We start from the raw sequence: 18,039 nt of genomic DNA on the forward strand, positions 1-18,039 counted from the left end.
TGACGTCGATGCCCGGCGTCGGCGTCAGGACCGCCGCCGTCCTGCTGGTCACCGTCGGCGACGCAACCAGCTTCCCCACCGCCGCCCACCTCGCCTCCTACGCGGGTCTGGCCCCGGCCACGAAGTCGTCCGGGACCTCGATCCACGGTGAACACGCGCCCCGGGGAGGCAACCGGCAGCTCAAACGGGCAATGTTCCTGTCCGCCTTCGCCTGCATGAACGCCGACCCCGCCTCCCGCACCTACTACGACCGCCAGCGAGCCTGCGGCAAGACCCACACCCAGGCCCTCCTCCGCCTCGCCCGCCAACGCATCAGCGTCCTGTTCGCCATGCTCCGCGACGGCACCTTCTACGAGTCTCGGACACCGAGAAACGTCGAGCTCGCTGCATAACCCCAGCAACCCCGAACCACCCCAAAACCGACAGGGATGCCTTGACGAAAGACATAGAGGCACCCCCCCCACGCATCGGACGAGCCGCTCCATGTCCCACAGCACCACCACCGAGGCGTCGGCGCAGTCCGACGACGCCGCCCTCTCCCACGGTCTCAAGCAGCGCCACCTGTCGATGATCGCCCTCGGCGGCGTGATCGGCGCCGGGCTGTTCGTCGGTTCCGGGGCCGGCATCGCCGCCGCCGGGCCCTCGATCGTCCTCGCCTACACCCTCTCCGGCCTCCTCGTGATGCTGGTGATGCGGATGCTGGGCGAGATGTCGGCCGCGTACCCGTCGTCGGGTTCCTTCTCCGCGCACGCCGAGCGGGCGATCGGCCCCTGGGCCGGCTTCACCGCGGGCTGGGCGTTCTGGGTGCTGCTGTGCACGGCCGTGGGGCTGGAGGGCATCGGCGCGGCGCAGATCGTCCACGGCTGGCTGCCGGGCACGCCCGAGTGGGCCTGGGTGGCGCTGTTCATGGTGGTGTTCTGCGGGACCAACCTGGCGGCGGTGAAGAACTTCGGCGAGTTCGAGTTCTGGTTCGCCGCCCTCAAGGTCGGCGCGATCTCGCTGTTCCTCGTCCTCGGCGTGCTGGCGATCACCGGCGTCCTGCCGGGGACCGACTCCCCCGGCACCTCGCACCTGAACGACTTCCTGCCGAACGGCGGCAACGGTCTGATCATCGGCCTGCTCGCCTCGGTGTTCGCCTACGGCGGCCTGGAGACGGTGACCATCGCGGCGGCCGAGTCGGAGAACCCGGTGAAGGGCGTGGCGAGCGCCGTGCGGACGGCGATGTGGCGGATCGCCCTGTTCTACATCGGTTCGATGGCGGTCATCGTCACCCTGGTGCCGTGGGACTCCGAGGAGGTCGTGGAGAAGGGCCCGTACGTCGCCGCCCTCGACGAGCTGGGCATCCCGGGCGCCGGTCAGCTCATGAACGTCGTCGTGCTGGTCGCGCTGCTGAGCGCGATGAACGCCAACATCTACGGCGCCTCGCGCATCGGCTACTCGCTGGTCGGACGCGGCCAGGGCCCGAAGGCGCTGGGCCGGGTGTCGGGCGGGGTGCCGCGGATCGCGGTGCTCGCCTCGTCCCTCTTCGGCTTCGGCTGCGTGCTGCTCAGCTACTGGCGGCCGGACGACGTCTTCGCCTGGCTGCTGAACATGATCGGCGCGGTGATCCTGGTCGTGTGGGTCTTCATCGCCGCGTCCCAGCTGCGGCTGCGCCGCCGCCTGGCGCGGGAGGCACCCGGGAAGCTGGTCGTGCGCATGTGGGGCTTCCCGTGGCTGACGTGGGTGGCGCTGGCGGCCATGGCCGCGGTCTTCGTGCTGATGGCCCGGGAGCCGGACACGCGGGTGCAGCTGTACTCGACGGGGGCGATGACGCTGGCCCTGGCGGCGGTCGGCTACGCCCGGCAGCGGCGGCGGGCGCGCGGCTAGCCACCGCCCCGAGCACCGCGAGGGCCCCCGCACGGAGACGATCCGTGCGGGGGCCCTCTTCCCGTGCGGCGGCGCGCCCGTGGGTCCCTCCGCCCCACCCCCTCCACCCTCTTGCTGCTAGCGTGCACTTGCAAGCCTTTTGCAATAAGAGGTCGGAGGGGATCCGCCATGCCCGTCTACACGCTTCCTGAACTGCCGTACGACTACTCCGCGCTGGCCCCCGTGATCAGCCCCGAGATCATCGAGCTGCACCACGACAAGCACCACGCGGCCTACGTGAAGGGCGCCAACGACACGCTGGAGCAGCTCGCCGAGGCGCGTGACAAGGAGTCCTGGGGCTCGATCACCGGCCTGGAGAAGAACCTGGCCTTCCACCTCTCCGGGCACATCCTGCACTCGATCTACTGGCACAACATGACCGGTGACGGCGGCGGCGAGCCCCTGGAGGCGGACGGCGTGGGCGAGCTCGCCGACGCGATCGCCGAGTCGTTCGGGTCCTTCGCCGGCTTCAAGGCGCAGCTCACCAAGGCCGCCGCGACCACCCAGGGCTCCGGCTGGGGTGTACTGGCCTTCGAGCCGCTGAGCCGGCGGCTGATCGTCGAGCAGGTCTACGACCACCAGGGCAACGTCGGCCAGGGTGCCACCCCGATCCTGGTCTTCGACGCCTGGGAGCACGCCTTCTACCTTCAGTACAGGAACCAGAAGGTCGACTTCATCGACGCCATGTGGGCGGTCGTCAACTGGCAGGACGTGGCGAAGCGCTACGCGACCGCCGCGTCCCGTACCGACACGCTGCTGCCGGCGCCGTGACCGCCTGACTCCCCGGGTCGTCCTGCCTCGTGATCGTCTTCTCACCCTTCACGGCGGCAGGCGGAATGAGGGAAGCCCCCGCGAGGACGTGACTCGCGGGGGCTTCCCGTGCGCGCGGCCCGGCGGTCAGGGCTTGCGGGCGAGCCCGCCGTGCTGGCCGACCGGCCGCGGGGCCGTACCGTCCACCGGGGCCGTCGGGGCGAGCGTACGGCGCCGGACGGGGGGCCGCGCCCGGAACGCGACCGCCGTCGCGGGCCCGCGTGTGCACCGGCGCGCGCCCGTCCCGCGCGCCCCGCACGAGCACCCGCACCCGCGGTCCCGCCTCTGGCGCGGTGCGCGGGGCACCCGCTGTACTGCGGTTCCGGGGCCGGCGCCGTGCGGGCCGGGCGGCCCGGGTCCACGGGCACCGCGGAGGAGCCGATGAGGAAGAGCCTGGCCTGTCCCACCTGCGGGGGGATGCAGGACTTCCGCCCGCTCGACGACGCCGAGCGGGCGGCCGTGAAGGATCAGCTCGGGATCCCGTACGTGCACGACTACTGGCGCTGCGACGTCGCCGGCTGCCTGCGGTTCCAGCGCTGGGACAGGCAGCGCATGGGCGGGCTGCTGCCGGAGGCGTTCCGCAGGACGGCCGCCGGCGGGGAGGGGCGGCCCCCTACAGGTTGCTGAAGTCGGGGCCCTGGGTGCGGGTGCGCTTGATCTCGTAGAAGCCCGGCACGGAGGCGACGGCCAGGGTGCCGTCCCAGAGCCTGGCGGCGTCCTCGCCCTTGGGCGCCGGGGTGACGACCGGGCCGAAGAAGGCGAGCTGCTCGCCGTCGGCGCCGGGGACTGCGATGACCGGGGTGCCGACCTCCTGGCCGACCTTGTCGATGCCCTCCTTGTGGGAGGCGCGCAGCTGGGGCTCGTAGGGGGTGGCGTCCCAGTGGTCCATGAGGGTCTCGGGCAGGCCGACGTCCTTCAGGGCGGCGGCGACCACCTCCTTCCCCGGGCCCTCGCCCTGGTTGTGGAAGCGGGTGCCGAGCGCCGTGTAGAGGTCGCCGAGCACCTCGGTGCCGTGCTCCTCCCGGGCGGCGATGACGATCCGGACCGGGCCCCAGGCCCTGGTCTCCAGCATCTCCCGGTACTCCTCGGGCAGCTCGTCGAGCTTGTCCTCGTTCAGCACGGCCAGGCTCATCACGTGCCAGCGGACCTCGATGTCCCGGACCTTCTCCACCTCCAGGACCCAGCGGGAGGTCATCCAGGCCCACGGGCACAGCGGGTCGAACCAGAAGTCGACGGGCGTCTTGACCGGCATGTCTCTCCTCGGGAAGTGGCGCAACCTGGCTTTCCTCCAGGCAACCGGCCTGGAGTCCAGACCATTCCCGGCTGCTGCCCGTCAGGGCCGCATGGCAGGATCGGTGCTGTCCGCATACTGAACACCACCCGAGGGAGTGCCGCCCGTGCCCGGTGAGAATCTGTCCCGCGACGAGGCCCGGGAGCGGGCCGCCCTGCTCTCCGTCGACGGGTACGACGTTTCCCTCGACGTGCGCTCGGCGACCGGTGCGGCCGAAGGCGGCGGTCCGCGCACCTTCCGGTCCGTCACCACGATCCGCTTCCGCTGCAACGAGCCGGGCGCGAGCAGCTTCGCCGACCTGATCGCACCGAGCGTGACCGCCGTCTCCCTCAACGGCCGCGACCTCGACCCGAGCGAGGTCTTCGACGGCTCCCGGATCGCGCTGGAGGACCTGGCCGCCGACAACGAGCTGGTCGTCGACGCCCGGTGCGCCTACTCCCGCACCGGTGAGGGCCTGCACCGCTTCGTCGACCCCGAGGACGGCGAGGTGTACCTGTACACGCAGTACGAGCCGGCCGACTCGCGCCGGGTCTTCGCGAACTTCGAGCAGCCGGACCTCAAGGCGCCCTTCCGCTTCGAGGTGCGGGCGCCGCAGGAGTGGACGGTGTGGAGCAACGGCGTCGGCGAACGCGCCGACGGCGTCTGGCGGTTCGCGGAGACGAAGCCGATCCCGACGTACATCACCTGTGTCGTGGCGGGCCCGTACCACTACGTGACCGACTCCTACGAGCGGACCTTCGCGGACGGCACGCGGCTGGAGGTCCCCCTGGGCGCCCTGTGCCGCAAGGGGCTGGCGCCCCACTTCGACGCCGACGACGTCTTCCTGATCACCAAGCAGGGCCTGGACTTCTTCCACGACCACTTCGACTTCCCCTACCCCTTCGGGAAGTACGACCAGGCGTTCGTGCCGGAGTACAACCTCGGCGCGATGGAGAACCCGGGTCTGGTGACCTTCCGGGAGGAGTTCATCTTCCGGGGCAAGGTGACCCGGGCGTCCTACGAGAGCCGCGCCAACGTGATCCTGCACGAGATGGCGCACATGTGGTTCGGTGACCTGGTCACCATGGAGTGGTGGGACGACCTGTGGCTCAAGGAGTCCTTCGCCGACTTCATGGGCACCTTCGGGAACGTCGGCGCGACCCGTTTCAAGGACGCCTGGATCACCTTCGCCAACCGCCGCAAGGCCTGGGCCTACCGGGCGGACCAGCTGCCGTCCACCCACCCGATCACGGCCGACATCCGTGACCTGGAGGACGCCAAGCTCAACTTCGACGGCATCACCTACGCGAAGGGCGCCTCCGTACTGAAGCAGCTGGTGGCCTACGTCGGGCAGGACGCCTTCCTGGAGGGCGCCCGGCGCTACTTCAAGCGGCACGCGTACGGCAACACCCGCCTCGGCGACCTGCTGTCGGTGCTGGAGGAGACCAGCGGGCGGGACATGGCGGCCTGGGCGCGCTCCTGGCTGCAGACGGCGGGCGTCAACGCGCTGACCCCGCAGGTGCTGCTGAGCGGGGCGGGCACGGTCGACGAGCTGGCCGTGGTGCAGGAGGCCGCCGTGATCGCCCCGGCGGACCACCCCGAACTGCGCCCGCACCGGGTCGCGGTGGGCCTGTACCGGCGTACGGCCGAGGGCGCCCTGGAGCGGTACGCCCGCGCCGAGGTGGACGTCGACGGGCCGCGCACGGTGGTGGCGGAGCTGGCCGGCGCCGAGGCGCCCGAGCTGGTCCTGGTCAACGACGACGACCTGACGTACTGCAAGACCCGCTTCGACGAGACCTCGCTGGCGACGCTGCGCGAGCACCTGGGGTCGCTGACCGACCCGCTGGCCCGCGCCCTGTGCTGGTCGGCGCTGTGGAACATGACGCGGGACGCGCTGCTGCCGGCGCGGGACTTCATCGGCCTGGTGCTGCGCTTCGCGGGGCGCGAGTCGGACATCGGGGTCCTCCAGATGCTGCACGCCTGGGCGAACTCGGCGCTGGTGCACTACGCGGCTCCCGACTGGCGGGAGGCCGGCGGCCGGCTGCTCGGCGAGGGCGCGCTGCGGGAGCTGCGGGAGGCGGCGCCGGGCAGCGGGCAGCAGCTCGCGTGGGCGCGGTTCTTCGCGGCGGTGGCGTCGGAGGGCGACGAGCTGCGGCTGCTGCGCGGGCTCCTGGACGGCACGGAGAAGGTCGACGGCCTGGCGGTGGACCAGGAGCTGCGCTGGGCGTTCCTGGAGCCGCTCGCCGCGCACGGCGCCGCCGACGAGGGCGTGCTGGCCGCCGAGCTGGCCCGGGACGACACGGCCTCCGGCAAGCGCCACCAGGTGCGCTGCCTGGCGGCCCGCCCGTCGGCGGCGGTGAAGGCACAGGCGTGGGCGCAGGTCGTGGAGTCGGACGCGCTGTCGAACGCACTGGTGGAGGCGACCATCGCGGGCTTCGCGCAGTCCTCGCAGCGGGAGCTGGTCGCGCCGTACGCCGAGATGTACTTCGCGGTGATCGAGCGGATCTGGGCCGAGCGGTCCATCCAGATCGGGATGGACGTCGTGCGGGGCCTGTTCCCGTCCCTGCGGGACTCCCAGGGCACCCTCGACGCGACCGACGCGTGGCTGTCCGCGCACGAGGACGCCGCGCCCGCTCTGCGCCGGCTCGTGCTGGAGGCGCGGGACGACCTGGCGCGGGCGCTGCGGGGCCAGGCGTGCGACGCGGCGGCAGGCCGCTGAGTCGCCCCGGCCCTCGGCCCGTGCCGGGGCGTTCCGTCACCGTTGCGGAATGCGGTCAACAGAAACCGTAACCCCCGGTCCGCACCCTGGCGGACCAGGGGTTATCGGCGTCCGAACACCCGTCCCCGGGGGCGGGGTTGTCCGGATTCGGTGATGGGCGTGTAACAGCGGTTAGGGGGTGGACCGGACGCGGGAAACCCCTGCTCATGACGCACGACACCCCGCTCTCCCCCCGCCCCCTCCACCACCTGGCCGACGGCCGGCGCCGCCTGATGACGGCGGCTCAGCTGCGCACGCACGGCGTCTCCGCCGCCGAGACCACCGAGCAGTGCCGGCCCGGCGGGCCCTGGCAGCAGCTCCTCCCTCACGTCGTCCTGCTCCACCCGGGCCCGCCGACCAGCGAGGAGCGCCTGCACGCGGTGCTGATGTACGCCGCACGGGAGCGGACCGCCGTCGCGGCCGGCGGCGCCCCGGCCGGTGTCACCGCCTCCGTGCCGGTCCAGCCGGGCGGCCGTGGGACACCCGCCTACGCGGAGGCGATGATCACGGGCCTGGCCGCGCTGACCCTGCACGGCTTCTCCACCTCTCCCCCGCTGCCCTCCCTGGACGTCATCGACGTCCTGGTCCCGCGGCTGCGCCGGCTGCGCACCACGGGTTGCGCGCGGGTCGTGCGGACGACCGCGCTGCCCACCGCCCAACAGGTCACCGGGGTTCCGGTGGCGCCGGTGGCGCGGGCGCTGGCCGACGCGGTGGCGGAGCTGACGGACGCGGGCGCCCTCCGCCGGCTGCTGACGGAGGCGGTGCGCGGCGGGCACTGCGAACCGGCCGCGGTGGTACGGGAGCTGAACCGGGCCCGGCTGCTCAGCCGTCCGCACGTGGTGGACGCGGTGGACTCGCTGGTCGCCGAGGGGCGCGCACTCGCGGAGCAGCGCCTGTACCGGACGGTGCGCGAACACGGCCTGCCGGAGCCGGTCTGGAACGTCGACCTGCGCCTGCCCGGCGGCCCCCGCATCGGCGGCGTCGACGCCTACTGGCCCGAGCACGCGGTGGCCCTGGAGCTGGACCCCCGCGCCCACCGGCAGCACGGGGACGACGCGCTCTGGGCGGAACACGCCCGCAAGCGCGAGCACCTGGAACGCCTGGGGATCACGGTCGTGCACCTCACGCCGCGCAAGCTGCGCGACTGCCCGGAGCACCAGGCGACCGTCGTCCGTACGGCGTTGATGACGGCCGCGGAACGGGAACCCGCCGCGTACGTCGTGGTGCTGCCCCGGTAGTGACGGACCGGGACGACCACGAGGAGGGGAGAGGAGGGCCGCCGGCGTCGCCGGCGGCCCTCCTCGTGCCGGGCGTCCGCCCGGCGCACGACGCCGCCCCGATCACCGCGCCGTCCGGCCGAGCCGGAGATCCCCTCCCCCGCCGGGCCGGCCGGGGACGGGTCGAGCCGCGTGGCCTCGTACGCCGGGCCGGGCGCCGTCACGGTCGGCTCCCGGTGTGCTCCGGAGCGTCGACCGGCTCCGCGCCGGCCGCGGTGCGGCGTACGGGATTGTCAGGGCCCGCCCCTTGTGTCCCGGGTGGCGTATGGCGGAAGTACGCCATGGCTCCATCCCGTCCCGGACAACTCTCCCCAAACAATGATCCCTTGCGTAAGGCTGAGCGGTCGTCCGGGATCGGATTCCGGACTGCGGCGACCAGGACCGATCGGCCCCGGTCGTTCACGCACGTTCCTTTACCTGCAAGGGATGCCGATGACCCACACCCCCCAGCGCGAACCGATACCGGGCGCGAGACGCGCGGCCCGCCTCGCCGTCGCCACGGGCCTCGTCGCCGCGTTCTGCGCCGCCGGACCGGTACCGATGGCCCTCGCCGCCGACGGGCCGGGGACCACTCCCCCCGTCGACACCTCGGTCAAGTCCGCGCACGACAAGCTGGGTTCCGCCGACGCGGACCTGCTCGCCCGGGCGAAGGCCGACGGCGCGAAGAGCGTCACGATGATGGTCGCCACCACGCCGGGCCGCACCGAGCAGGTGGCGGAGGAACTGGACGCGATCGGCGGCGGAAGCGTCGGCCGGACGTACGACGGGCTCGGCTACGTCCGCGCCACCGTCCCCACCGCCGCCGCGGACTCGGCCATCGCCGCCGCCGCGAAGCTCTCCTCCGTGCACGGCATCGACCTGCGCGACGAGATCCCGCTGGACGACCCGACGCCGAGTGCGGACCGGGCGAAGGGCGCCGAGCACCGCAAGAGCCGCGCGTACCCGGCGCCGGACCGCGGGACGCCCGCCGAGAACCCGTACAACCCGTCCTTCGAGACGGGCGCCGTCGACTTCGTGAAGAAGTACCCGAAGGCGGACGGCCGCGGCATCACCATCGGCGTCCTCGACTCGGGCGTCGACCTCGGCCACCCGGCGCTGCAGAGGACCACCACCGGCGAACGCAAGATCGTCGACTGGGTCACCGCGACCGACCCGGTCGTCGACGGCGACCGGACCTGGCGTCCGATGACCACCTCCGTCTCCGGCCCCACCTTCACCTTCGGCGGGAGGACCTGGACGGCCCCGGCGGGCTCCTACCAGGTCAGCACCTTCCTGGAGTCGTACACCACCGGCGGCGACGCCGCGGGCGACGCCAACCGGGACGGCGACACCACCGACTCCTGGGGCGTCCTCTACGACAAGGCGGCCGGCACCGTCCGCGTCGACCTGAACAACAACGGCGACTTCGCCGACGACACCCCGATGAAGCCCTACAAGGACGGCTTCCAGGTGGGGTACTTCGGCACCGACGACCCGAAGACGGACATCGCCGAGCGCCAGCCGTTCGTCGTCGAGATCCGCGAGGACGTCGTGTACGACGCGGCGGGCGCGAAGGCCGACTTCGTCAACATCGGCGTCATCGAGTCCGAGCACGGCACGCACGTGGCCGGCATCACCGCCGCCAACGGCCTGTTCGGCGGCCGGATGGACGGTGCGGCGCCCGGCGCGAAGATCGTCTCCTCCCGCGCCTGCACCTGGAGCGGCGGCTGCACCAACGTCGCGCTCACCGAGGGCATGATCGACCTGGTCGTCAACCGCGGCGTCGACATCGTCAACATGTCGATCGGCGGCCTGCCCGCCCTCAACGACGGCAACAACGCGCGCGCCCTGCTGTACACGCGGCTCATCGACACCTACGGCGTCCAGCTGGTGATCTCCGCGGGCAACTCCGGCCCCGGCGCCAACACCATCGGCGACCCGTCCCTCGCCGACAAGGTCATCTCGGTCGGCGCGTCCGTCTCCCGCGAGACCTGGGCCGCCAACTACGGCTCCGTGGTGAAGAAGAAGTACGCGATGATGCCGTTCTCCTCGCGCGGCCCGCGCGAGGACGGCGGGTTCACGCCAACGCTGACCGCACCGGGCGCCGCGGTGAACACCATCCAGACCTGGATGCCCGGCGCACCGGTCCCCGAGGCGGGCTACGACCTCCCCGCCGGCTACGGCATGCTCCAGGGCACCTCGATGGCGTCCCCGCAGGCCGCCGGCGCGTCGGCGCTGCTGCTGTCGGCCGCGAAGCAGGCGGGTGTCGACCTGACGCCGGCGAAGCTGCGCACGGCGCTGACCTCCACCGCCGACCACATCGAGGGCGTGCAGGCGTACGAGGAGGGCGCGGGTCTGATCAACGTCCCCGACGCCTGGCGCGCGATCCGCAAGGGCGCCACCGCCCACGAGTACACGGTCCAGGCACCGGTCGACACCGCGATCGACCAGTTCCTGGCGACGCCGGGCCGCGGCACCGGCCTCTACGACCGTGAGGGCGGCCTGAAGACGGGCGAGCGGAAGACCTACGAGATCACGCTCACCCGCACCTCCGGCGAGGACCGGGCGGTCCGGCACGAGCTGCACTTCGAGAACAACACCGGACGCACCTTCCGGATCGTCGGCTCCGACGAGGTGAAACTGCCGCTGAACGAGCCGGTCACCGTCGAGGTGGAGGCGAACCCGCGCTCCGCGGGCCTCAAGAGCGCGGTCCTGGAGGTCGACGACCCCCGCACCGAGGGCACCGACAAGCTCGTCCTGACCACGGTCGTGGCCTCGGCCCCGCTCACGTCCGGCTTCTCCGCGCAGGGCTCCGTGCAGCGCAACAGCACCGAGTCGTACTTCGTGACCGTCCCCGAGGGCGCCAAGGCGCTGGAGGTGGCGATGAGCGGGCTGAAGAGCGGGAGCCAGACCCGGTTCATCGCCCTCCACCCGTACGGCGTCCCGGTCGACACCACCTCCACGCCGTACTGCTACAACAACTACCTCGACGGCAACGGCTGCCGGCCGGACGTGCGCGCGTACGCCGACCCGCAGCCCGGCGTCTGGGAGATCGAGGTCGAGTCGCGGCGCACCTCGCCGCTGCTGGACAACCCGTACCGGCTGGACGCCACCGTCCTCGGCGCCACCTTCGACCCGGAGGTCGTGACCGTGCCCGAGGCCAGGGCCGGTACCCCGGCCCCCGCCTCCTGGAAGGTGACGAACCAGTACGGTCCGATCGAGGGCAGGCTGGTCGGCGGCCCGCTCGGCTCGGCCGAGACGTCCCGCCCGTCGGTCGGGCAGGGTGAGACGTCCACGTCGACGGTCGAGGTGCCCGAGGGCGCCGAGTCGCTGGACGTCGCCATCGGGGGCGTCTCCGACGCGTCCGCCGACCTGGACCTGACGGTCTACGACGCGGACGGCGCCCTCGTCGGCCAGTCCGCCGACGGCGACTCGGAGGAGTCGGTCTCCGTCCCGAAGCCGGCCGCCGGCACGTACACCGTCGAGGTCGTCGGCTACTCGGTGCCGGCCGGCACCACGGAGTACGACTACCGGGACGTGTACTTCGCCGCGTCCCTCGGCTCGGTCGCCGTGGACGGCTCCGCGCCGGTGCGGCTCGGCACGGGCGACTCGGCGGCGTTCACCGGGAGTGTCACGGCGCTGGCCGCCGCCCCGGAGGGCCGTGAGTTCTTCGGCCGGGTCCAGCTGGTGAACGCCCACGGCACGGCCGCGGGCTCCGGCAGCGTGCGGATCGGGAACGTCGTGCCGTAGTCCGGCGCGGCACCGGGGAGGGCGGGCGCTCCGCGGGGCGCCCGCCCTTCCCGTGGGCCGGGGTCAGTCGCAGGTCCGGACCGCGTCCGCGCCGGCGCGAGGCATACGTCACATCGCCGTGTGGGGCGGGAGGGGATGGGCAGGGGCGGAACAGCACGGCTTGCGGCGCGGCGGCCGGTCGACGGAATTCCTGCAGTTCAGCCGGGGTTTTCACGCAAGGGCCGCGCCCGCCGCCCAAGCCGCCGCGTCCCACTGTGCGGGCACACCGCGCAAAGGATTGGACAGGCGGGCCGGGCCGCGCCGCATGATGGAAAAGTCTCGGCCGAGCACAGCGCGCGTGAACACACGCGCACGAACGCCAGAAGGAGTCACCGTGAGGGTCGGAATCGTCGGAGCCACCGGTCAGGTCGGCACGGTCATGCGCAGGATCCTCACGGAGCGGAACTTCCCGGTCACCGAGCTGAGGCTGTTCGCCTCGGCCCGCTCCGCCGGCAAGGAGCTGGACGGCGTGACGGTGGAGGACGCGGCCACCGCCGACTACTCCGGTCTGGACATCGTGCTGTTCTCCGCGGGCGGTGCCACCTCCAGGGCGCTGGCCGAGAAGGTCGCCGCCCAGGGCCCGGTCGTGATCGACAACTCCTCCGCCTGGCGCCGCGACCCCGAGGTCCCGCTGGTGGTGTCCGAGGTGAACCCGCACGCGATCGCGGACCGTCCCAAGGGCATCATCGCCAACCCGAACTGCACCACGATGGCCGCGATGCCGGTGCTGCGTCCGCTGCACGCGGAGGCGGGCCTGGAAGCACTGGTCGTCGCCACCTACCAGGCGGTGTCCGGTTCCGGCGTGGCCGGCGTGGACGAGCTGTTCGAGCAGGTCAAGAAGGTCGGCGACGACGCCCCGAAGCTCACCCACGACGGCTCGGCGGTGGAGTTCCCGAAGCCGGACACGTACGTGGCGCCGATCGCGTACAACGTGCTGCCGCTGGCCGGCTCCCTCGTGGACGACGGCCTGCACGAGACGGACGAGGAGCAGAAGCTCCGCAACGAGTCCCGCAAGATCCTGGAGATCCCGGAGCTGAAGGTCTCCGGCACCTGCGTGCGCGTGCCCGTCTTCAGCGGCCACTCCCTCCAGATCAACGCCCGCTTCGCCCGCCCGATCAGCGTGGAGCGCGCCAAGGAGCTGCTGGCCGGCGCCCCGGGCGTCGCGCTCACCGAGGTGCCGACCCCGCTGGAGGCGGCCGGCCAGGACCCGTCGTACGTGGGCCGCATCCGCCCGGACGAGACCGTGGACAACGGCCTCGCCCTGTTCGTCTCCAACGACAACCTGCGCAAGGGCGCGGCCCTGAACGCGGTGCAGATCGCGGAGCTGGTGGCGGCGGAGCTGAAGGGCTAGCCGCCCCCCACCTCGTAGAGGAAGCGGCCGTACCCGACGGCCCGGACGTGGACGAACGCCACGGCCGGGTCGTCGAACGCTTTCCGGAGGGCGGGGGCCAAGGCGCCGGCGCCTTCGACCAGCCGCCCGCCCAGGACGCGCCCGTCGGCCCGAGTGGCGGCGGGTCATGGACATCGCGTTCCGTCCCCGCCACGTGGAAGGATGGCGCAACCCACACATAACGAGGAGATGACCGCGTGCCTGGCACAAACCTGACTCGCGAAGAGGCGCGACAGCGGGCGAAGCTGCTGACCGTTGACTCGTACGAGATCGATCTCGACCTCACCGGCGCGCAGGAGGGCGGCACCTACCGGTCCGTGACCACGGTGCGCTTCGACGTCGCCGAGGGCGGCGGCGAGTCCTTCATCGACCTGGTCGCGCCGGCCGTGCACGAGGTGACGCTGAACGGCGACGCCCTCGACGCCGCCGAGGTGTTCCGGGACTCCCGCATCGCCCTGCCGGGGCTGCTGCCGGGCCGCAACATCCTGCGGGTGGTCGCCGAGTGCGCGTACACCAACACCGGCGAGGGCCTGCACCGGTTCGTGGACCCGGTCGACGACCAGGCGTACCTGTACACGCAGTTCGAGGTGCCGGACGCGCGCCGCGTCTTCGCTAGCTTCGAGCAGCCGGACCTCAAGGCCACCTTCCAGTTCACCGTGAAGGCGCCCGAGGGCTGGACGGTCATCTCCAACTCGCCGACCCCGGAGCCGCAGGACGACGTCTGGGTCTTCGAGCCGACCCCGCGCCTCTCGTCGTACGTCACGGCGCTGATCGTCGGCCCGTACCACGCCGTGCACAGCGTGTACGAGAAGGACGGCCAGTCCGTACCGCTCGGCATCTACTGCCGGCCCTCGCTCGCCGAGCACCTGGACGCGGACGCCATCTTCGAGGTGACCCGGCAGGGCTTCGAGTGGTTCCAGGAGAAGTTCGACTACCGGTACCCGTTCAAGAAGTACGACCAGCTCTTCGTGCCGGAGTTCAACGCGGGCGCGATGGAGAACGCGGGCGCGGTGACCATCCGGGACCAGTACGTGTTCCGTTCGAAGGTGACGGACGCCGCGTACGAGGTGCGGGCGGCGACGATCCTGCATGAGCTGGCGCACATGTGGTTCGGCGACCTGGTCACCATGGAGTGGTGGAACGACCTGTGGCTGAACGAGTCGTTCGCCACCTACGCCGAGGCGGCCTGCCAGGCCGACGCGCCCGGCTCGAAGTGGCCGCACTCGTGGACGACGTTCGCCAACCAGATGAAGACCTGGGCGTACCGGCAGGACCAGCTGCCGTCCACGCACCCGATCATGGCGGACATCGGCGACCTGGACGACGTGCTCGTCAACTTCGACGGCATCACGTACGCCAAGGGCGCCGGCGTGCTCAAGCAGCTTGTCGCGTACGTCGGTCAGGACGCGTTCTTCCGGGGCGTGCAGGCGTACTTCAAGCGCCACGCGTTCGGCAACACGCGGCTGTCCGACCTGCTGGGCGCGCTGGAGGAGACCTCCGGCCGCGACCTGCGGACCTGGTCGAAGGCGTGGCTGGAGACGGCCGGCATCAACGTGCTGCGCCCGGAGATCGAGACGGACGGCGAGGGTGTCATCACGTCCTTCGCGATCCGCCAGGAGGCGCCCGCGCTGCCCGCCGGCGCGAAGGGCGAGCCCACGCTGCGCCCGCACCGCATCGCGATCGGCGCCTACGACCTCGACGCGAGCGGGAAGCTGGTGCGGGGCGAGCGCGTCGAGCTGGACGTGGACGGCGAGCTGACGGCCGTACCGCAGCTGGTCGGCAAGCCCCGCCCGGCGGTCGTGCTGCTGAACGACGACGACCTGTCGTACGCCAAGGTCCGCCTGGACGAGCGGTCGCTGGCCGTCGTCACCGAGCACCTGGGCGACTTCACCGAGTCGCTGCCGCGCGCCCTGTGCTGGGCGTCGGCCTGGGACATGACCCGGGACGGGGAGCTGGCCACCCGCGACTACCTGTCGCTGGTGCTGTCCGGCATCGGCAAGGAGTCCGACATCGGCGTCGTGCAGTCGCTGCACCGCCAGGTGAAGCTGGCCGTCGACCAGTACGCCGCCCCCACCGCCCGCGAGACGCTGCTCGCCCGCTGGACCGAGGCGACGCTGGCCCACCTGCGGGCCGCCGAGGCGGGCAGCGACCACCAGCTGGCGTGGGCGCGGGCGTTCGCCGCGACGGCCAGGACGCCGGAGCAGCTGGACCTGCTGGACGCGCTGCTGGACGGCACGACGACGATCGAGGGCCTGGCCGTCGACACCGAGCTGCGCTGGGCGTTCGTGCAACGGCTGGCGGCCGTGGGCCGGTTCGGCGGCTCGGAGATCCAGAGCGAGTACGAGCGGGACAGGACCGCGGCCGGTGAGCGGCACGCCGCCACCGCGCGGGCCGCCCGTCCGACCGAGGCGGCCAAGGCCGAGGCGTGGGAGTCGGTCGTGGAGTCCGACAAGCTGCCGAACGCCGTGCAGGAGGCGGTGATCGCCGGCTTCGTCCAGACCGACCAGCGGGAGCTGCTGGCGTCGTACACGGAGCGGTACTTCGAGGCGCTGAAGGGTGTCTGGGAGTCCCGTTCGCACGAGATGGCGCAGCAGATCGCGGTCGGCCTGTACCCGGCGGTGCAGGTGTCGCAGGAGACCCTGGACCGCACGGACGCCTGGCTGTCCTCCGCCGAGCCGAACGCGGCCCTGCGCCGTCTGGTCTCGGAGTCCCGCTCGGGCGTCGAGCGCGCCCTGCGGGCGCAGGCGGCGGACGCGGCGGCGGCCGAGTAGCCCCGCACCCCGTCAGTCCGCCCTCGGGGGCGCCCGGCAGCATCGGGTGCCCCCGAGGCGTGCGCGGGGCGCGGGCGCGTGTTCAGGGGGCGCGCGTCCGCCACCGCGGGGGCGGCGGGAGCGGTGAGGGCCGACTATCGCCGCAGCGCCGGCCCCGTCAGGTCCATCGGGTCCTTTCGGTCCTCCCTCGAAGGAGGACCGGAAGGAGACTGCGGCACGACCGCCTTCGCGCGCGGCGCGAGCTGTCCCGCGAGCGTCGCCCCGAACGCCAGCGCCATGCCCGCCGCCTGCACCGGCGTGAGCGCCTCGCCGAGCACCGCCCAGCCGACCACGGTGGCGGTCAGCGGCGAGAGCGGGCCGAGGAAGGTGACCTGGGTGGCGGAGAGCCGGCCGATGCCGCGGAACCAGAGCCAGTACGCGAGCGCCGTGTTGGCCAGCGCCAGGTAGAGGTAACCGCCGGCCGCACGGCCGTCCAGCGCGGGCGGGGCGCCCTCGGCCAAAAGGGCGAGCGGCGCGATGAGCAGGCCGCCCGCGGTCAGCTGCCAGCCGGTGAGCGCGAGCGGACCGACGCCTTCGGGGCGGCCCCACCGCTGGGTGAGCACGGTGCCGGCCGACATGGAGGCGGTGGACGCGAGCGCCGCCAGTACGCCGAGCGTGTCCAGCGCCCCGGCCGCCTTCAGCACCACCAGGCCGACGCCGACCGCGGCGGCCACGCCGGTGAGCACGGACCGGGCGGTGGGCCGCTGTCCGAGCAGCAGCGCGGAGAGCCCGACGACGAACAGCGGGCCGAACGAGCCGATCGCGGCGGCCGTGCCGCCCGGCAGCCGGTACGCGGAGAGGAACAGCAGCGGGAGGAAGGCCCCGATGTTCAGCGCGCCCAGTACCCCCGCTTTCCACCACCAGGCGCCGCGCGGCAGTGTCCGGGCGAGGCCGAGGAGCAGCAGACCGGCGGGCAGGGCGCGCATCAGCCCGGTGAACAGGGGCCGGTCGGGCGGCAGGAACTCGGTGGTCACGGCGTAGGTGGTGCCCCAGGAGACGGGGGCGAGCGCGGTGAGCGCGATGAGGGCGGGACGGGCGGGGCGGGCGGGACGGGCGGGGCGGTTCATGGCCATGGGAGGCCCCTTCATAGGCCCGAGGACAGTAGCTAGGCAGCAAGTAGCTTACCTCTAAGCTACTTACCGCCTATCTACTTTCTTGCGGGCGGCCTGCCGGCGCACCGATACTCGACCCATGAGTGAGCGCCCCGAGCAGCACCGGGACCCGGTCGACGCGATCATCGGCCAGTGGGCGGCGGTCCGGCCCGATCTCGACACCACCGCGATGGAGGTCTTCGGCCGCGTCAACCGGCTCTCGCGCGCGATCGGCGAACGGATCGAGAAGACCTACGGACGGTTCGGGATCTCCCGCGGGGAGTTCGACGTCCTGGCCACGCTGCGCCGATCCGGCGAGCCGTACGCACTCTCGCCCCGGGAGCTCTCGGCGACCCTGATGCTCACCACCGGCGGCATGACGGGCCGTCTGGACAAGCTGGAACGGGCCGGGTTGCTGCGCCGTTCCCCCGACCCGCACGACCGCCGGGGCCTGCGGGTCACGCTCACCGGCAAGGGGCTGGAGCTGGTCGACGAGGCGGTCGGCGCGGGCCTCGCCGTGCAGACCGAGGCGCTGTCCGCCGCCCTCGACGCCGGACGGGCCGGGCAGTTGGCCGGCCTGCTGCGGGACCTGCTGGCCGCGACCGAGCGGTAGGCGGCCCCGCGCCCCGCGCGGCCCGCTCAGCCCGCTCGGGGCGCGGGGCGCGAGGGCCGGGCGGGGACCGAGTGGGCTGGGCGAGGCCGCAGCGAGCCACGAGCCGCCCGAGCCAGGTCTACGCCAGCCCCGAGGCCACCCGAACGCAGCCCGAACGCAGCCCGAACGCCGCCCGAGCCAGGTCCGAGCGGGACCCGAGCCGCCCGAGCGAGCCGAGCGGGACCCGAGCCGCCCCGAGCCGTCCGCGTGCGCCTCGGCAGTCGCCTCGGCAGTCCCCGGCCGTGCCGGCGGGCCCGGGGGGGATGCCCTCCGTCCGGTACCCCAGGCACACAAAAGGGGCCCGACCC

The 18,039-nt window shown here is 72.8% G+C and carries 12 protein-coding genes and 1 pseudogene; 10 read left to right on the forward strand and 3 right to left on the reverse strand.

The window, feature by feature from the left end; all coding sequences use genetic code 11:
- The 4 genes from ACVV2G_RS31470 to ACVV2G_RS31485 all read left to right on the forward strand — a co-directional run.
- Window positions 1–392, forward strand: a 392-nt coding sequence (locus tag ACVV2G_RS31470; protein ID WP_453844859.1) for a transposase, incomplete at its 5' end; no start/stop codon positions are given.
- Window positions 393–483: 91 nt separating this feature from the next.
- A complete protein-coding gene (locus ACVV2G_RS31475; protein WP_453846202.1) occupies window positions 484–1,866 on the forward strand; it encodes an amino acid permease in 1,383 nt (460 codons plus the stop codon).
- 168 nt (window positions 1,867–2,034) lie between these two features.
- The gene (locus ACVV2G_RS31480) at window positions 2,035–2,676 is read left to right on the forward strand and encodes a superoxide dismutase (RefSeq protein ID WP_453846203.1); all 642 of its coding nucleotides are present in this window, start codon (window positions 2,035–2,037) and stop codon (window positions 2,674–2,676) included.
- 420 nt (window positions 2,677–3,096) lie between these two features.
- Complete coding sequence (locus ACVV2G_RS31485; protein WP_453846204.1) at window positions 3,097–3,342, forward strand: hypothetical protein; 246 nt, start codon at window positions 3,097–3,099, stop codon at window positions 3,340–3,342.
- Here the strand turns inward: ACVV2G_RS31485 and ACVV2G_RS31490 are convergent.
- Window positions 3,329–3,967: a mycothiol-dependent nitroreductase Rv2466c family protein gene (locus tag ACVV2G_RS31490; protein ID WP_453846205.1), complete on the reverse strand. Its 639-nt coding sequence runs from the start codon at window positions 3,965–3,967 to the stop codon at window positions 3,329–3,331. The two genes, ACVV2G_RS31485 and ACVV2G_RS31490, sit on opposite strands and share 14 nt — an antisense overlap.
- 145 nt (window positions 3,968–4,112) lie before the next feature.
- Here ACVV2G_RS31490 and pepN (ACVV2G_RS31495) point away from each other — a divergent pair, with 145 nt between their 5' ends.
- From pepN (ACVV2G_RS31495) to ACVV2G_RS31510, 4 genes are all read left to right on the forward strand, one after another.
- A complete protein-coding gene (gene pepN, locus ACVV2G_RS31495) occupies window positions 4,113–6,704 on the forward strand; it encodes an aminopeptidase N (RefSeq protein ID WP_453846206.1) in 2,592 nt (863 codons plus the stop codon).
- A 206-nt stretch (window positions 6,705–6,910) separates the two neighbouring features.
- Window positions 6,911–7,981 (forward strand): hypothetical protein, encoded by a 1,071-nt coding sequence (locus ACVV2G_RS31500; protein WP_453846207.1) that lies wholly within the window; start codon window positions 6,911–6,913, stop codon window positions 7,979–7,981.
- A gap of 471 nt (window positions 7,982–8,452) precedes the next feature.
- A complete protein-coding gene (locus ACVV2G_RS31505) occupies window positions 8,453–11,749 on the forward strand; it encodes a S8 family serine peptidase (RefSeq protein ID WP_453846208.1) in 3,297 nt (1,098 codons plus the stop codon).
- Window positions 11,750–12,122: 373 nt separating this feature from the next.
- Window positions 12,123–13,139 (forward strand): aspartate-semialdehyde dehydrogenase, encoded by a 1,017-nt coding sequence (locus tag ACVV2G_RS31510; RefSeq protein ID WP_453846209.1) that lies wholly within the window; start codon window positions 12,123–12,125, stop codon window positions 13,137–13,139.
- Here ACVV2G_RS31510 and ACVV2G_RS31515 read toward each other — a convergent pair.
- Window positions 13,136–13,288, reverse strand: a pseudogene (locus ACVV2G_RS31515) (DUF1203 domain-containing protein); the annotation flags it as partial. The gene ACVV2G_RS31510 and the pseudogene ACVV2G_RS31515 sit on opposite strands and share 4 nt — an antisense overlap.
- Window positions 13,289–13,375: 87 nt before the next feature.
- Here ACVV2G_RS31515 and pepN (ACVV2G_RS31520) point away from each other — a divergent pair.
- Window positions 13,376–15,949: an aminopeptidase N gene (gene pepN / locus ACVV2G_RS31520; protein ID WP_453846210.1), complete on the forward strand. Its 2,574-nt coding sequence runs from the start codon at window positions 13,376–13,378 to the stop codon at window positions 15,947–15,949.
- A gap of 134 nt (window positions 15,950–16,083) precedes the next feature.
- On the opposite strand, the gene ACVV2G_RS31525 is transcribed toward pepN (ACVV2G_RS31520), so the two are convergent.
- A complete protein-coding gene (locus ACVV2G_RS31525) occupies window positions 16,084–17,061 on the reverse strand; it encodes an EamA family transporter (protein WP_453846211.1) in 978 nt (325 codons plus the stop codon).
- Window positions 17,062–17,179: 118 nt separating this feature from the next.
- Here ACVV2G_RS31525 and ACVV2G_RS31530 point away from each other — a divergent pair, with 118 nt between their 5' ends.
- A complete protein-coding gene (locus ACVV2G_RS31530) occupies window positions 17,180–17,692 on the forward strand; it encodes a MarR family winged helix-turn-helix transcriptional regulator (protein WP_453846212.1) in 513 nt (170 codons plus the stop codon).
- Window positions 17,693–18,039: the final 347 nt, after the last annotated feature.

Source organism: Streptomyces sp. JK94 (genome assembly GCF_053613315.1).

Coding starts and splice junctions, on each gene's coding strand:
- ACVV2G_RS31475 (WP_453846202.1), top strand. CDS start 484: ATGTCCCACAGCACCACCACCGAGGCGTCGGCGCAGTCCGACGACGCC.
- ACVV2G_RS31480 (WP_453846203.1), top strand. CDS start 2,035: ATGCCCGTCTACACGCTTCCTGAACTGCCGTACGACTACTCCGCGCTG.
- ACVV2G_RS31485 (WP_453846204.1), top strand. CDS start 3,097: ATGAGGAAGAGCCTGGCCTGTCCCACCTGCGGGGGGATGCAGGACTTC.
- ACVV2G_RS31490 (WP_453846205.1), bottom strand. CDS start 3,967: ATGCCGGTCAAGACGCCCGTCGACTTCTGGTTCGACCCGCTGTGCCCG.
- ACVV2G_RS31500 (WP_453846207.1), top strand. CDS start 6,911: ATGACGCACGACACCCCGCTCTCCCCCCGCCCCCTCCACCACCTGGCC.
- ACVV2G_RS31505 (WP_453846208.1), top strand. CDS start 8,453: ATGACCCACACCCCCCAGCGCGAACCGATACCGGGCGCGAGACGCGCG.
- ACVV2G_RS31525 (WP_453846211.1), bottom strand. CDS start 17,061: ATGGCCATGAACCGCCCCGCCCGTCCCGCCCGCCCCGCCCGTCCCGCC.
- ACVV2G_RS31530 (WP_453846212.1), top strand. CDS start 17,180: ATGAGTGAGCGCCCCGAGCAGCACCGGGACCCGGTCGACGCGATCATC.